The organism is Chitinophaga rhizosphaerae, assembly GCF_003958645.1.
GTDB lineage: Bacteria > Bacteroidota > Bacteroidia > Chitinophagales > Chitinophagaceae > Chitinophaga > Chitinophaga rhizosphaerae.
Window position 1 is genome coordinate 1 of the sequence record NZ_RXLO01000008.1, and the last position, 15,242, is coordinate 15,242.

Below are 15,242 nucleotides of genomic sequence, written 5' to 3' on the forward strand. Positions count from 1 at the left end.
CGTCAAGCGGCTTACTGTATGGCTACCATGGCGCATCATCTACCTAATTTAGACAGATTTTTTCGCATTACTAAAGCCCTCGCACTAAAGTGCGTAGTTTTCAACTAACGGCTGGGACCAATAAAAATAGTGTCCCGCCCTAAATGGCGAGACACTAAATACAGAATTAAACTCAGGAAGGTTTGCAGAATACGGCAAAAATCTGAGCTCTCTGACCAGTGCGGAGAACACCATCCTTATCGATAAAGGTAAATGCCGGTTGAGCCGGAGTTGCACTAGGACAGGGGGAAGGATCAACGATAAGTTGAGCACAGCAGAAAACTTGGTTAAGTTCACCGCAGTTCAGACTAGCTGTATAAGACGAAGTAGTCAGACCAAGCAGCCCCTTGTTAACCTGAGAAGTCACATCAGCGTCGCAAACTTCCTGCTGGTTAAGCACGAAAGAATTAATTGCGCAAGTGGTCGGATCATAAGCAGGATTCAATTGGCTATAGCAGTGGGAAATAACTGCACGTTTAGCCACGGGTTCAGCCTTGGTAAAGGCGGTCAGACCGATTGCCAATACAGCAACAACAGCAAGAATGCTAACATTAAAGCGTTTCATAATGTTAATTTTTTTTAAAGGATTAAGAAATGATTATTGTCTGCCACGATTTAGGCTGTGGCAAGGCGCATCTAACGCCAGCCTTTGATGTACATCAGAAAATTTATTAGGAGAATATCGTAGATTGTAGATCGTATTAAATCGGCTGCTTGGTATATTCAGTATTCGCCGTACTCTTTCCCTTTTTGAGAATGCTCTCCATCCAAATCGCCAAGGCTGCCAATAAAGTGAAAACAGCATTAAAAACTAAGTGTACTTCCCAAGTCATCGCGGCCAATATACCGCCACAACTACAAGGCAAGTCATTTGCGTAGGTTAACATTATCCAAATATACCCTGTAAACATCGCCATTAGAAAAAAAGAACCCATCAAGGCAATCATTCTTGTTTTCCGAATAATCAAGCCAAGGGCAAGCAAAAGCTCTCCAACAGGAATAGCATAAGAAACGAATCCTGGCCCCCATTGCATAAATGGTGATTTATGTAGTTGGGAAAGAAATGTTTCATGATCCATTAACTTGTTCAATCCAGTATAAACAAAAAGAATAATAAATAGGGAACAAATAAACTGCTGAGCGATGTAAATGCGCCGTGTCTTAACCATAAATTGTTTTTTTGAACAAACGATGGGAATTGCTAAAAATATCTATTTATCACTAATGGTCAACTATCTCTTTTAGGTTCTCAATAATTGCGTACTCTTTCAATGATTATACCAGCAAATTAAAACAACATACGGCAACCCAATCGCAGTGTGGCTATTTTTTCAATTTTGTATCAAAAAAAATAAAATTTAATCCTCCATTATGCTCTCCTCAATTTCACCTGACACTTCCAATCTCCAAATTATAGATTAAAATATTCCCCCTTTTTTCAAATATCACATCTTAATATAAAGATTGGATAATCTTAATTTTACTACCCATTCAATCTGCAAAGATGTTTGGGTGTCATGAATTCCATTAAAAGTATAACTACAGCAAATCGTACCATGAAAATTAGAATTTTCTCCATGCTTTTTGTGACAACAATGTTTATAAGCATTAACCCTGTTTTGGCTCAAAAAATTTCAAATATCAATAGCCCATACTCGATTATATGCAAATTTTCAGGTCTTGCGAATAAGTCCAGCGTATTTTTAGTTTCGTCTGAAAATGATACATTAGGAAAAGCAACTTCAAAATTTGACTCAGTTTACTTCCATGGCACTTTGGAGCCTGGCGGGAGAATATTAAGAATCACTTTTGATTCATATACCTCTGCCAGCCCTACTGAGTATTTCTTTATTGACAACGATACAATCACGATTGAAGGTACGATGGGGGTCACATCTCCCATGTCTTCAAGTCCCATGCTACAACACATCGATATTTACGTTACGGGGAGCAACACCAATAAAGAATACAATAGCTATTTACGCGCAATTAATTCAACAAAACAACAATATCTCCAATTAAGATATAAGCGTAACAAAAGTAAAGATACCCTTGACATACTAAGCTTCGCCAGAAATAAATACTATGACGCAATCAGAAATTGGGCTAAGGGGAATCCACATTCAAAAATCATACCCTATATTTTACTAACAGCTCTGCGAGAAAATGATCAAGAAATTTATGCACAATTAGAAAACGATCTCCCTGACACCCAAAACATAAGTTATTATGAAAAACAAGCTTTAATGTTATTGAATGAATTGCACCGTGATTCAAAATTCAAGGATGGTTCAATATTAAGAGAGTTAGGTTTAAGGGATGTTCAAAACAATACATTTAACATTCTTCAATTAATCAATTCCCATGAATTCACACTAATTGACTTTTGGGCGTCATGGTGTGCTCCATGCCGAGAAGAAATACCAAATTTAAAAAAGGCATATCATGAATTAAAATATGCCGGTTTCAATATTGTAGGGATCTCTATTGATAAATCAGAAGAGAAATGGGTAAATGCCGTTAAACAAGACGGCACCCCTTGGCCTCACTTAATTTCAACAGACAATAAAAACTTAGTCGCCATTTTAGGCATAAATAGTATTCCAGCCTATTTACTAGTTGACAAAAAAGGGAGAATCATTGCTTACGATTGCCAAAATTGTCGCATACAGTCATTTGGGGGTAGCCTCAGGGGTGATAGTTTAATTAACAAAGTAAAACAGTTGCTTAACTAAAAGGCACTATCTCATTAACTGTGTAAGTTTCAAAAATCGGAGTTCTGTATTAGTACCTATAACTTGATTCTATTTTCAAAAATAGTTAAAAACTGATGGAGGACCACACCCCAGTTTCTTATTGGCATAGTCCATTTCTTTGTCACCTCTCTTAGCGCCAGGTACACCGATTTGAGCACAGCGTCATCCGTAGTGAAAGAGAGCTTGTTCTTAGTATATTTCCTAATCTTTCCGTTAAGGTTTTCAATCAGGTTAGTCGTATAGTTGATTTGACGGATCTCAATGGGGAAATCGAAGAAAACGGTCAGTTCTTCCCAGTTTTCCTTCCAGCTTTTGATTGCATAGCCGTATTTGCTGCCCCATTTAGCCTCAAAGCTCTCCAGAGCAGCCTCAGCTGCCTGGCGGGTATGCGCCGCGTAAATATCCCTCATATCCTGGGTGAACGCCTTTTTGTCTTTCCAGACCACATAGCGACAGCTATTGCGAATTTGGTGAACTACACAAATCTGGGTGGAAGACTGCGGGAATACTGCCCGGATGGTCTGGGTAAAGCCATTAAGGTTGTCGGTTGCCGTGATAAGGATATCCTCCACTCCACGAGCCTTCATATCCATTAATACGGACATCCAGTACGCCGCTGACTCATTCTTGCCCAGCCACATCCCCAGCACTTCCTTATAACCGTCTTTACGCAGCCCCACGGCTATGTAAATTGTCTTATTGATTACTTTACTATTCTCTCGAACCTTGAATACGATGCCGTCCATCCAAACGATCAGGCAAACGGGCTCCAAAGGGCGATTCTGCCAGGCTACGATGTCCTCCGCCACCCGGGAGGTGATCCGGCTGATGGTGGCCGTGGATAATTCGAACTTATAGACATCCTTAATCTGTTCCTCAATATCGCTTACAGTCATGCCTTCATATAAGGACACGATTACCTCCTCAATACCTTCCACCATGCTTTCCCGCTTGGGGACAACCGAGGAAAAGCGAAGCTTTGACGTAGGTTGCGAGCGAAGCTCAAAGGGTTAAAACTGGCGCCCCGGTCACGCGGAACTTTTATCTCTGCTTCCCAAAAACTGGTCCTAATCTTCTTCTTTCCATACCCATTTCGGGCATTAGAACTATCGGACTGCTCATTCTTTCCGTACCCTAAATGTACATCCAGCTCGCCTTCCAGCATTTTTTCAATAGCCCTTTTCTGGGTCTTGCCCAGGAAGTCATTGAGTTGCTCTCCGGTCTTAAATTGCTTCAAAAAATCGTCTGATAAAAAATCCTCTGCTTTCATTATTCTGTGTAAAGTTTAAAAGTAAAAAAATCGGAGCTCTTACGAACTCCGATTTTATATGTTTACACAGTTTTTGTTATAGTGTCTGCAAAGACAATTACACCTGTAAAAAAAGGCAGTGCAACCGCACTGCCCTTCACAATCATTTCACCAAACTCCTCACCACCCCCTCAAAAAACCCTTTCCCCTCCGCGATCCCCGGCAACGGGTCCGCCATGTTCTTCTCATACTCTATACTGCAAATACCCTTATAATTAATCTTTGCCATCGATTGCACGAAACCGGGGAAATTGATCACCCCGCGGCCGATCTCCGTAGGTTTCCCCTGGTTGGACGCCACCGTCACATCTTTGAGGTGCAGGTCGAAAATACGATCCTTATACAGCTTCATCGCCTGACCAGGCTCCTCTCCCGCCCGCATCGCATGCCCGATGTCCAGGCAAATGCCCATCCGCGCATCACGGTGCTTGATGAGGTCGTACACGTTCTTCGGGCCGGGGTACAGCTTGTCTTCCGGACCATGGTTGTGGATCGCCAGGCGGATGTTCGTCGCCTTGATCTTCGCCTCGGTGTAATCAAGCAGTTCGGGATTGGGAACGCCCACGATCAAAGGAACACCCACCTTCGCAGCATACGCGAATGCCTCATCCACCGCCTTTTCGGTTTTCATGTAAATCACACCCACGGCGTACACCTTGATGTCTGCCGCTTTGAACTTGCCCAGCACTTCGGCGATCTTCTCTTCCGAACTGTTCAGGGGCAGGTGGATGTCTTTCACGGAAATGTATTCGATCCCGGCGCGCTTCATCTGGGCGATCGCTTCATCCACACTGAACTTGGCGAAGGTATAACCCGCCATGCCCATGGGGAAACGCTGGCCTGCCGGCTTCGGCGCCGCCGCTACCGCTGCCAGGGGCCCCGCCGCCGTGGCGGCCAGTCCCAATGCGGTTTGCAACAGGAAGTTTCTTCTTGTAGACATATGTTTTGTTTGATTATTTTAACCCAATATGGGGATTTTCCGGGAATATTTCCGGGAGAAATGCGCTGGCAGGGCTTCCGGCGGCATTTCCATCGTTGTAAATGATTTTGAGGATTGTGTTTCCGGCAGGCTTTTACTGCCGGGGACCCAGGCGCTCACGTAAGAAACCGATCCCATGTACCGTACTTTCGCTCCAACGAAACACCTGGTTATTTATTTATCCCTCAAGCCAGGAGGTTCCGGCGCATTTTCATAAGCAAATCTCCCACCCGCTCCAGCTCCGACTTCGAAATATCCTTCTCGATCAGGCGGAAGAAATCGTCGAGCACCGGGTTAAACGCCTCCACATACTCCCGGCCGGCCTTCGTGAGCGCGATGATCTTGTTGCGCCGGTCAGACGGGTCCTCCCTCCGCACCACGAGCTTGCGCTTGCTGAGGTTGTCGATCAGCGGCGTGATGCTCGCCTTGTTCTTGATAAGCAAATTGGCGATCTCCTGCTGGTTCACTTCCTGCCCCCGCCAGAGCACCAGCAACAATTGTAACATCTCATACGTGATGTCATAATTCCCTTCCTTGATCTTTTTGGAAATGAACTGCCGCATGGCCGAACGAAGACTCGTGATCGCATCGAGCGCATTGCGGATGTGCTCAAATTCTTTCGATGGTATCATATCAAATTAAAGATAAGGACAAACTAGTTAAACATTAAACCGTCTCTGCTATTTCACTCCCACCTTACATCCTCGCACGTTAACAATCAATATTTTATACAATTCAGGGTTGAACGGATGGGTTTTCAAAGCCTAAAAGTAAACAGCGCGAAAGCAATTCGCAAGCATATGAAATAAAAAATAATCCACATTCATTGATTTCACCGGGTTTTGCGCTTATATTGGTATCGGAATCGCAATTCCGATAAGGAAAACGCTTTTCAACGGAAAATCATTCAGGTACGACAGCATTATTATCAAAATCAAATCGCTATTCCTTAACACATTGTAAAACAAACGGGAAACCCACGTCTGGATAACCCTTTGCCCAAAAAACGCGGGAACGGCAACCAATATAAATCGTGCAGCGAGCATGCAGTTCAGCTATGTCACTATTTGTCAACCAGTTATATCCTCTCACAAAATCAGCTACCATGAGAAAAATGCTCAGGCTATTAACGGCATTGTCGTTAATACTGTTTTTGCTGCCTGCCATCTCCCCGGCGCAGCAAAAAGCCATCACCGGCACCGTGCAGGGAGACGACGGCACACCCATGCCCGGCGTCTCCATTCGCATTAAAGGCACCACGCGCTATGCGCAAACCAATCCATCCGGCCAGTTCACCATCCAGGCGGCGCCCGGCGAAATGCTGGAATTCTCCTTCATCGGCTATGTCACCAAAGACGTGCTGATCGGGGACAACGCCACCCTCCGCATCATCATGGAAACCAGTTCCAGCGCTCTCGGCGAAGTGGTGGTCACGGCCATGGGCATTAAAAAGGAACGAAAGGCACTGGGGTATTCCGTGCAAGACATCAAGGCCGATGAACTGATGAAAAACAAAGACCCCAACCTCATCAATTCCCTCAACGGCAAGATCGCGGGCCTTAACATCACCAACTCCGGCGGCGCGCCCGGCTCATCCGCCTCCATCGTTATTCGCGGCGGCACCTCGCTCGAGCGCGACAACCAGCCCTTGTTCGTGGTAGACGGCATGCCGATCGATAACTCCACCGGCCAGGGAGACAACAGCGCCTTCGACGGGATGATCAACCGTTCCACCACCAACTCCAACCGCGCAATGGACCTCAACCCGGAAGACATCGAAAGCATTTCGGTGCTGAAAGGCCCCGCCGCCGCGGCCCTCTACGGCATCCGCGCCGCCAACGGCGCCATCGTCATCACCACCAAAAAAGGCAAAGACGGCGCCACGAGCGCATCCATCACTTCCCGGTACACCAACAGCTGGGTGAACAAACTGCCGAAACAGCAAAGCACCTTCAAGCAAGGCTCTTCGCTGAACGGCACGTTCACCGACCAGACCACCGTTTCCTGGGGCAAACGCTTCGAAGCGGGCGAAGAAGTGTACGACAACGTCCGCAACTTCTTCCAGCACGGCCAGGCGTTCGATAACAGCTTCACCGTTACCGGCGGCAACAAGAACGGCAACTTCTTCCTTTCCGGCTCCGCCCTCCGCCAAACGGGCATCGTGCCAACCACGGGCTTTAACCGCTCCACGGTCCGCTTTAACGGCGAACAGAAGATAGGACGGTTCACCTTCGGCATCAATTCCTCCTTCTCGCACGCCAACACCACCAAAACCCTCACGGCCAACGGGCTCTGGGACGCCCAAACCAACGGTGCGCTGGAAGGCGCGCTGGTATGGCCCCGTAACCGCGACATGCGGTACTGGCTCGATCCCAACGGCGCCAAGGTCCGCCTCCTGCCCGCCATCAGCCTCGATGCGAACGGCGACCTCGAAAACCCGAACTGGATCCTGCACCGCAACCCCCAGGGCGATAAAACCAACCGCTGGCTGGGAACGGCCTATGCCAACGTGAAAATCACCGACTGGCTGGATGCTACCTATCGCCTCGGTATCGATAATTACGTGACCCAGTTCTCCACCATCATTTCCCCCGGCTCTTCCGTGAAGGAAGCCTGGCTGAAAGGGATGATTTCCGAAACGGACAGGAACTATCAATACATCAATTCCAACTTCATGCTGAATTTCCACAAGAACATCGGCAGGGATTGGGACCTGAACTTCCTGCTGGGTACCACGGCGGAGGATTTCAAAACGAAATCCAATTCCCTTCGCGCCGAAAACCTCCTGCTGCCCAACAAATGGACCATCAACAACGCCGACCGCCGCGACCGCTACGCCCTGCAGAAGCTCGACCGCTCCAGGCTCGTGGGCGCTTACGGCGATCTCCGCGTTTCGTATAAAAACATGGTGTTCCTCAGCGCCACGGGCCGCAACGACTGGACGTCCACCCTCACGCAAGACAACTGGTCGTTCTTCTACCCCGCCGTGAGCGGCAGCTTCGTGTTCACAGAACTGATGGAAAAGAACAGCATCCTCAGCTACGGCAAGGTGCGCGCTTCCTGGGCCCAGGTGGGCAAAGTGGCGCCGGCTTACCAGACAGCCACTTACCTGAAAACCCCGGAACTGACCATCGGCGGCGGTTTCCGGAATGAATGGACGCGCGGCAACCCGAACATGAAACCCGAAACCACTACATCCACCGAAGTGGGTACGGAACTGCGCTTCCTCGGCAACCGCCTCGGCCTGGACGTAACGTATTACGTCAACAACAGCCGCGACCAGATCCTCCAGCCCCGCGTTTCCAATGCTACCGGCTACATCCTCAGCTATGTGAACACCGGCGAGATCGAGAACCGGGGGATTGAAGTATCCATCAACGCCAACCCTATCCGCAAAAAGGATTTCAACTGGGACGTGGCGCTGAATTTCTCCAAAAACAAAGGCACCGTGAAATCGCTCCCCGCCGCGCTCCCCATCCTTTACGTGACAGACGTGCAGGTCGGCAATGCGAAAGCCGCCTCGTTCGACGGCGGTAACTTCATGGGCCTCAGCGGCTCGCGCTGGCAGCACGACGAGAACGGCAACACCATCCTCGACTGGGATACCGGCCTGCCGAAAATCTCCGGCAATACCACCGAAAACGTGGGCAACCGCGAGCCCAACCTGCTGGGCGGTATCAACAACAGCTTCACTTACAAAAACTGGAACCTTTCCTTCCTGTGGGATTTCCGGCTGGGTGGAGATGTGTTCAACGGCACGGAATACATGCTCGTGAGCAACGGCCTCAGCACCATCACCGAAAACCGCGACCAGAACATCACCCTCACCGGCGTTTCCATGAACCCCGGCACCAACAAGTACGAGGCCAAAACCGCCACCGTAAAGGCTACGGAGAAGTTCTACCGCGAAATGTACCTGAACCATATCCCTTTCTTCGTGGAAAAAGTAAACTGGATGCGGCTGCGCTCGCTATCGCTCACCTATAACCTGCCGCAGGGCATGTTCTCCAACATGAAATGGGTGAAAAACGCATCGTTGAGCCTCAACGGCAACAACCTGCTGCTGTTCACGAACTACACCGGCATGGACCCCGAGACCAGCGCCGCCGGCGCGGGTGTGATCGGTTCCGGGTCTGTAGGCATCGATTACGGCGGGATCCCTTCCACTTCCGGACTGGGTGTTAGTTTACATGTTAAATTCTAAATCTGAGGGACATGAAAAAGATCATTTGCATTCTCACCATAGCCGCCGTTTCCTTCACCTCCTGTAAGAAATGGCTGGACATCAATCAAAACCCGAACGTTGGCCAGGAAGCGGACCCTACGCCCGAGCAGCGCCTTCCACCCATCCTGGCGCAGTTCGTAGACGGATATGAAAGCGCCGGCACCCGCGCCGCGCTCATCACCCAGCAGCTCGCCACCATTTACGTTAACAGCCTCGGCGCATACCAGATGAGCCGCTGGAACACTACCACCACCACCTCCATCGCCGGATGGCCCTGGCAGAGCTGGTACGTGAACACGGCCGTGAACATCCAGCCCATGATCGTAGCCGCGCAGAAAGTGGACGCCTGGCATTATGTAGGCGTAGGCAAGATCATCAAAGCCTGGGGATTCGGGTACATGGCCGATTATTACGGCATGCTGCCTTATGATGAGTTCGACGACCCGAAAGTGCTCACGCCCAAATTCGACGACGGCGCTTACGTACAAACGAAAGTGCTGGCCTTACTGGACGAAGCCATCGCCGACCTCCAGAAAACCCAGGGCGCCATCGCCCCCGCCCTTTCCAAAGGCGACTACCTGCATGGCGGCAACGCGGCCGACTGGATCAAGACGGCCTATGCGCTGAAGGCCCGCTTCCTGCTGCATACCTCCAAGAAAGCGGGCTTCAACCCGCAAGCCGTGCTCGACCTGCTCGACAAGGCCCCTAAAGCCGACGACGAGGGCGCCATCATGCAGTACGTAGACGAGTCGCCCGCCACTACCACCGTTCAGGCCGCGCTGCAATACGTGAACATCAACAACAACTATCGCCCTACGAAGCTGTTCATCGATTATCTCACCAACAATTACACCGGAGCACCAACCGGCGCCAACAACATCGAGGACCCGCGCGCCGCGCTCATGATCCCCAGTGCTTCGGACGTTAACGGTGTGCTGGTGCGCTCCGAAGGCGTGGATATGGCTTCCGATATGCCCAAATCCGGTCCTGCGGCGAGCGATGCCCGCTTCATCACCTTGCGGAAAAACCCCGCGGCCCCGAAGCCCGGCGATAAGATCGTGTCTACCGGCTCCTGGTACACCCAACGCGGCGGCAAAGGCCTGCTGATCACCAACGCCGAAATGCGCTTCATCGAAGCGGAAATGCTGTTCCGACAAGACAAGCGCGCGGAAGCGCTGGCTGCCTACAAGGCCGGCATCCGCTCGCACATGAATACCATGGGCATTGCCGGCACCACGATCGATAACTTCCTCGCCAGCACTTCCGTCGTGCAAAACGCGCAGGATATCACGATGAGCCACATCATGATCCAGAAATGGATCGCGCTGAGCTATTCCCCCGAAGCCTGGATGGACATGCGCCGCATGAATTTCTGCGCAGACGCCGGCGGCAATTACAACGAAGCCATGGGTGTATACAAAGGGTTCAAACGCCCGTCGCACGTCATGTCCGAAGGGTATCCCAACCCTACCGACTGGCCGCGCCGGTGCGCCGTTCCGTCGTATGAGATCAACTACAACATGGTCGAAGTGCTGGAAGCCAATCCCAATGCAGGCAACCCGACCTATATGGCGGAACCTGTGTGGTGGGATAAACCCTGACGCACGATGCTCCGCAATAGCAAAACGGCGCTCCCGGGACCGGGAGCGCCGTTTTGCTATTGCGAAAATGTTATGAATGGCTGATGGGTGGCCTTCGGGGATTGATTACCTTTGCGGGATGGATTATTTCAGCAGGCTCCGGCAGTTGTTGCAGCAGGAGAAGTCGGACGACAGGGAAAATTACCGTAAACTCACAGAAAGCGTATCCGTGGCCGAAAGGCGCGCTAACGGCCTTTCCTGGTACCCCGTGGCCATCCGCGGGTCCGAAATGAGCCGGGGCGATTACCTGACGGTGGAGATCGAGCGCACCACGCATCACGATGTGCCGCACCAGTTGCGTTTCGGCGCATCCGCCGTGCTGTTTTCGCAGCATGACCCGAAGGAATATCGTGCCGAGGGCACCATCGCCTGGCAAAGCGGCAACCGCCTGAAAATCACCCTGAAATCCGACGAACTGCCGGAATGGGCAGACAGCGGCAAACTGGGCATCGATCTGCTGTTCGACAATACCAGCTACGAAGAAATGTTCTCCGCTCTGCAGAAAGCGGAATCCCTCCTCGAAAAATCCACCGAAGGCCGCCTCGTGCGCGTGCTCACCGGCGCGGAAACACCCGCATTCGACGCATATCATCCACCGTTCACCTCCCAAACCCTCAACCCTTCCCAACAGGAAGCCGTTAATAAAATATTGTCCGCCAACGATGTGGCCGTGGTGCACGGCCCTCCCGGCACCGGTAAAACCACCACCATCGTACAGGCCATCAAGGCGCTCCTTTCCAACGACGATAAAAAGATCCTCGTAGTGGCGCCCAGCAATGCCGCGGTAGACCTGCTCAGCGAGAAACTCTTCGCCGAAGGCCTCCGCGTACTCCGTGTAGGCAATCCCGTTAAGGTCTCTGAAAAGCTGACGGACATTACGCTGGACGCACAGGTGAGCAATCATTCGTCTGTCAAGGAAATCCGCCGCCTCCGCAAGCAAGCCAACGAGTTCCGCAATATGGCGCATAAATACAAACGTAATTTCGGTAAGTCGGAGCGCGAGCAGCGGAAAGCCCTTTTCGCGGAAGCCCGCAACATCATGCAAAGCGTCGAAAAGATGGAACAGTACATCGTTTCGGACATTCTCGACAAAGCGCAGGTAGTGACCGCCACGCCGGTTGGCGCGCAGCATTACACCGTTCGCCACCTGCAATACGATACCGTGGTGATCGACGAAGCCGGCCAGGCCCTGGAGCCCGCCTGCTGGATCGCCGCGCTGAAAGGGAAAAAAGTGGTGCTCGCCGGCGACCATTGCCAACTGCCGCCCACCATCAAATCGGCAGACGCCGCGCGCGACGGCCTCGCCGAAACCCTGCTCGAAAAACTTGCCATCCGCCATCCGGGATCGGTGACCATGCTCGAAGAGCAATACCGCATGCACAATACCATCATGGGATATGCTTCCACCGCGTTTTACGACAGCCGGCTGAAAGCGCATCCTTCCGTGGCGGGGCACCTGCTGTTCGGCGAAGATGCGCCCCTGGCGTTCGTGGACACGGCGGGCTGCGGGTTCGATGAAAAGCAGGAAGGCACCAGCACCTCCAACCCCGAAGAAGCGGCGTTCCTGTTCCGACACCTGGCGGGCTTCGTGGAAACGTTGCTGCCGCATTATCAACCCGGCAACTTCCCCACAATCGCAGTGATTGCGCCATACAAGGAACAGATCGGTTTGCTGCGCGAACAGCTCGACCATCATCCCGGCCTCAAAATTTTCGGCGACCGGATTTCCGTCAATACGATCGACAGCTTCCAGGGGCAGGAGCGCGACGTGGTGTACATCAGCATAACGCGCAGCAATTCCGATAACAAGATCGGCTTCCTGTCAGACATCCGGCGGATGAACGTGGCCATGACGCGCGCGCGCAAAAAACTCGTGGTCATCGGCGACAGCGCAACGTTATCGAGACTGCCGTACTACGCGGGTTTCATCGCATACGCCGAAGCGAACGATGCATACAAAAGTGCGTGGGAATATATGGTATAAAAAAGTACCCGCCATGCTGCGGTGTAAACCTGGGCAGGGCGGGCGGTATATGTTGAGGCGGCCGGAGCCGCCGGGAGGTACCTGTGGGGATTGGCCCCAATCAAGTACAAGGCAAAGATACAGGCAAGTTGGATGCAACCATTGCAGCGACGCACTTTTTTAGGCACAACTTATCCAGCATATTTCCCGCCAAACGGCATTTACCTGAATATGCCGGGGTATTTTCCGGCAGGCGCTTTCCACCCATTCAATTTCACGGTAAAACCTGCGTAGAACGATCGTCCGGGAGCGGCGTTGTAGTACCGGCCGGCGGCGGCGTTGATGTCGTTGCCGAGGCTGTAGGTTTCGTTGAGGAGATTTTCACTTCCGGCGAAGAGGCGCCCCTCCCATCCCCGGCGCTTCAGCTTGTATTCGGCTTTGAGGCCGAGCAGGTTGAAGGCGGCGGATTTATCGGTATTGGCGTCGTTCATAAAGATATCATCGTTGTACAGCCAGGTGGCGAATACCGAGCACGCAGGACTGATGCGCACATCCGCCGAAGCGGTGAGCGCGTGCTGTGGCGTTCCGGGAAGGCGGTTGCCATTGAACGATTTGCCGGCCTGGGAAAATTCTTCGTACCGGAAATGATGGAAAGTCCACCCGCCACGAATCCCCAACACATCCAGCGGCTGATACGCAACGGCCACTTCCGCACCCTGTTGCACGGTGGCGCCGGCATTCACGAAGTAATCGGCGCCGGAGGCGTCTCGCCGCTGCACGATGGCGTCTTTCAACTGGAACCGGAACAGGCTCACGTCGTACCGGAAACGACTGTTGCCGCCGCGCGCCCCGGCTTCGTAATTCCATCCTTTTTCCGCCTGCAGATCGGTATTGATGACGCTGGTAGACGGCAGCAGTTCGGCTACCGCCGGCGGCGAGAAACCTTTAGACACTACGGCATACACGCTGGCCCAGGCGTTGAATCGTTTCAGGACGGCCAGTCGCGGCGCCCATTCCTTGTCGTATTGCGTGGTGAACCGGAACACCGGCGATTCCGAGACCCTGCGGATCGTAGTATTGGCGCTGTTCATGCTCAGGCCGGCGGTGAATACCCATCCGTCATCGAGCACCAGTTCGGACTGCGCGAAAAGGGACAGGAGGCCGTTGCGGATGCGATCGTCTGTCTGGAGGATGCCCGCTTCGCCGTTCTTATTCGCAGACACCCGTGTCCGGAAGTTCCCTGTTTGTCCTTCCGCGCCCGCCAGCACGCGCCAGGGCCCTTTTTTCCAGGTCACCACCGTGCGCGCCCCGGCGTGGGGCTCGTTGCGTTGTTCGTAATTCCGGATGGATGGGTTGCACAGCCCGCTCCAGGCGCCATACACGCCCACGGAGTGCTCCCAATGCTCGTTCCAGCGGTAAGCCCATTTCAAGCCGCCCCACAGCGTTTGCTGGTAAATAGCGGCATGTGCGCCTGCTGCGGATGGGAAAGCCCCTGCGGCAGGGCGCGCCTGCTTCGGATCGGCGAGAAACTGCGCCAGCGTAAGGCCGCCGGGCGTTTCGTAATAGAGATCGCCGGCCAGCAAATGTGCTTCTACGACAGCGCGTTCGCTCGCCTCCCATTTACCGCTCCAGCCCGCCACATAGCGGCGCATGTAGGTCCGGTCGCGGTACCCGCCCGCTTCCTGCCACGATGCCATGGCCTGCTGGCGGAACTTCGCACTGCCGAAAGCGGCGCTGGCCACTGCCTGTTGACTACCGAAACTGCCGGCCGAATACCCGGCGCTGAAGCTGTTTTCAGGGTCGAAGCGGCGGTCTCCCAGGAGAACGCCCCCTGTTCCGGCGCCGTACAGGCTGCTTCCCGGGCCTTTCAGCACTTCGAGGGAGGAAAATATGACAGGAGAAAACTGGTTAAGGTAAGTGTTACCGCCAGGATCGGTGAACGGCAGGCCATTATAATACATTTTGACGTTGCGGACGCCGAAGGGCGACCGCAGGGAGCTGCCGCGGATGTTCAACCGGTAACTCCCCGGCGAACGTTCCTCCATGCGCACGCCCGGCGCCGCGTTGAGCGCGGGCACGAGAGACCCGGGGGCCATCCGCTGCAAATCGGGTTCCCTGATCACGCTCACCGCCCCGGGAACGGTGGAAAGGTCACGCTGCTGGGCGTACCCCTGCACGGTATAACCGGGAAGCACCGTGGTATCCGTTTGTGCAGCGGCCGGTAGACCGAAGGCCATGGCCGCTATGATCATTTTTCTTTTCATAACTCGCAGCGCGTAAAATAGGAAAAATCCGGGTTTAATTATTTCGGGTTAATTTTGCCTTTTAAAC

General features: G+C 52.4%; 11 protein-coding genes. 4 read left to right on the top strand and 7 right to left on the bottom strand.

Going from position 1 to position 15,242, the window contains the following annotated elements:
• Positions 1-172: 172 nt before the first annotated feature.
• Together EJ361_RS18135 and EJ361_RS18140 are read right to left on the bottom strand one after the other, a co-directional pair.
• Positions 173-604: a hypothetical protein gene (locus EJ361_RS18135; RefSeq protein ID WP_126247064.1), complete on the bottom strand. Its 432-nt coding sequence runs from the start codon at positions 602-604 to the stop codon at positions 173-175.
• A gap of 136 nt (positions 605-740) precedes the next feature.
• Positions 741-1,208: a MauE/DoxX family redox-associated membrane protein gene (locus EJ361_RS18140; protein WP_126247065.1), complete on the bottom strand. Its 468-nt coding sequence runs from the start codon at positions 1,206-1,208 to the stop codon at positions 741-743.
• 387 nt (positions 1,209-1,595) lie between these two features.
• Between EJ361_RS18140 and EJ361_RS18145 the strand changes: the two genes are divergently transcribed.
• Positions 1,596-2,774 carry a TlpA family protein disulfide reductase gene (locus EJ361_RS18145; protein ID WP_164714312.1) on the top strand — a complete coding sequence of 393 codons (1,179 nt, stop codon included), beginning with the start codon at positions 1,596-1,598 and terminating at the stop codon, positions 2,772-2,774.
• 56 nt (positions 2,775-2,830) lie between these two features.
• Here EJ361_RS18145 and EJ361_RS18150 read toward each other — a convergent pair whose 3' ends face one another.
• The 4 genes from EJ361_RS18150 to EJ361_RS18160 all read right to left on the bottom strand — a co-directional run bounded on the left by EJ361_RS18150 (position 2,831) and on the right by EJ361_RS18160 (position 5,715).
• Entirely contained in the window at positions 2,831-3,736 is a 906-nt protein-coding gene (locus EJ361_RS18150; protein ID WP_240646670.1) for an IS256 family transposase, read from the bottom strand.
• Positions 3,712-4,065, bottom strand: coding sequence for a transposase (locus tag EJ361_RS25900; protein WP_240646671.1), 354 nt, complete (start codon positions 4,063-4,065; stop codon positions 3,712-3,714). Before EJ361_RS25900 ends, EJ361_RS18150 begins: the two co-directional genes overlap by 25 nt.
• 142 nt (positions 4,066-4,207) lie before the next feature.
• A complete protein-coding gene (locus EJ361_RS18155; RefSeq protein WP_126247067.1) occupies positions 4,208-5,044 on the bottom strand; it encodes a sugar phosphate isomerase/epimerase family protein in 837 nt (278 codons plus the stop codon).
• A gap of 224 nt (positions 5,045-5,268) precedes the next feature.
• Positions 5,269-5,715 (bottom strand): MarR family winged helix-turn-helix transcriptional regulator, encoded by a 447-nt coding sequence (locus tag EJ361_RS18160; protein ID WP_126247068.1) that lies wholly within the window; start codon positions 5,713-5,715, stop codon positions 5,269-5,271.
• A gap of 473 nt (positions 5,716-6,188) precedes the next feature.
• Here EJ361_RS18160 and EJ361_RS18165 point away from each other — a divergent pair, with 473 nt between their 5' ends.
• From EJ361_RS18165 to EJ361_RS18175, 3 genes are all read left to right on the top strand, one after another.
• Positions 6,189-9,287: a SusC/RagA family TonB-linked outer membrane protein gene (locus tag EJ361_RS18165; RefSeq protein WP_126247069.1), complete on the top strand. Its 3,099-nt coding sequence runs from the start codon at positions 6,189-6,191 to the stop codon at positions 9,285-9,287.
• Between the two features lie 11 nt (positions 9,288-9,298).
• Positions 9,299-10,909 carry a SusD/RagB family nutrient-binding outer membrane lipoprotein gene (locus EJ361_RS18170; protein WP_126247070.1) on the top strand — a complete coding sequence of 537 codons (1,611 nt, stop codon included), beginning with the start codon at positions 9,299-9,301 and terminating at the stop codon, positions 10,907-10,909.
• A gap of 76 nt (positions 10,910-10,985) precedes the next feature.
• Positions 10,986-12,932 (top strand): AAA domain-containing protein, encoded by a 1,947-nt coding sequence (locus tag EJ361_RS18175; RefSeq protein ID WP_240646672.1) that lies wholly within the window; start codon positions 10,986-10,988, stop codon positions 12,930-12,932.
• A gap of 200 nt (positions 12,933-13,132) precedes the next feature.
• Here EJ361_RS18175 and EJ361_RS18180 read toward each other — a convergent pair whose 3' ends face one another.
• Positions 13,133-15,175 (bottom strand): TonB-dependent receptor family protein, encoded by a 2,043-nt coding sequence (locus EJ361_RS18180; RefSeq protein WP_126247071.1) that lies wholly within the window; start codon positions 15,173-15,175, stop codon positions 13,133-13,135.
• Positions 15,176-15,242: the final 67 nt, after the last annotated feature.

Bases quoted from the DNA above. Each gene is read 5' to 3' on its own strand.
- EJ361_RS18150 (WP_240646670.1), bottom strand. From the start codon at position 3,736: ATGGTGGAAGGTATTGAGGAGGTAATCGTGTCCTTATATGAAGGCATG.
- EJ361_RS25900 (WP_240646671.1), bottom strand. From the start codon at position 4,065: ATGAAAGCAGAGGATTTTTTATCAGACGATTTTTTGAAGCAATTTAAG.
- EJ361_RS18140 (WP_126247065.1), bottom strand. From the start codon at position 1,208: ATGGTTAAGACACGGCGCATTTACATCGCTCAGCAGTTTATTTGTTCC.
- EJ361_RS18170 (WP_126247070.1), top strand. From the start codon at position 9,299: ATGAAAAAGATCATTTGCATTCTCACCATAGCCGCCGTTTCCTTCACC.
- EJ361_RS18165 (WP_126247069.1), top strand. From the start codon at position 6,189: ATGAGAAAAATGCTCAGGCTATTAACGGCATTGTCGTTAATACTGTTT.
- EJ361_RS18135 (WP_126247064.1), bottom strand. From the start codon at position 604: ATGAAACGCTTTAATGTTAGCATTCTTGCTGTTGTTGCTGTATTGGCA.
- EJ361_RS18175 (WP_240646672.1), top strand. From the start codon at position 10,986: ATGGCTGATGGGTGGCCTTCGGGGATTGATTACCTTTGCGGGATGGAT.
- EJ361_RS18180 (WP_126247071.1), bottom strand. From the start codon at position 15,175: ATGAAAAGAAAAATGATCATAGCGGCCATGGCCTTCGGTCTACCGGCC.
- EJ361_RS18155 (WP_126247067.1), bottom strand. From the start codon at position 5,044: ATGTCTACAAGAAGAAACTTCCTGTTGCAAACCGCATTGGGACTGGCC.
- EJ361_RS18160 (WP_126247068.1), bottom strand. From the start codon at position 5,715: ATGATACCATCGAAAGAATTTGAGCACATCCGCAATGCGCTCGATGCG.
- EJ361_RS18145 (WP_164714312.1), top strand. From the start codon at position 1,596: ATGAAAATTAGAATTTTCTCCATGCTTTTTGTGACAACAATGTTTATA.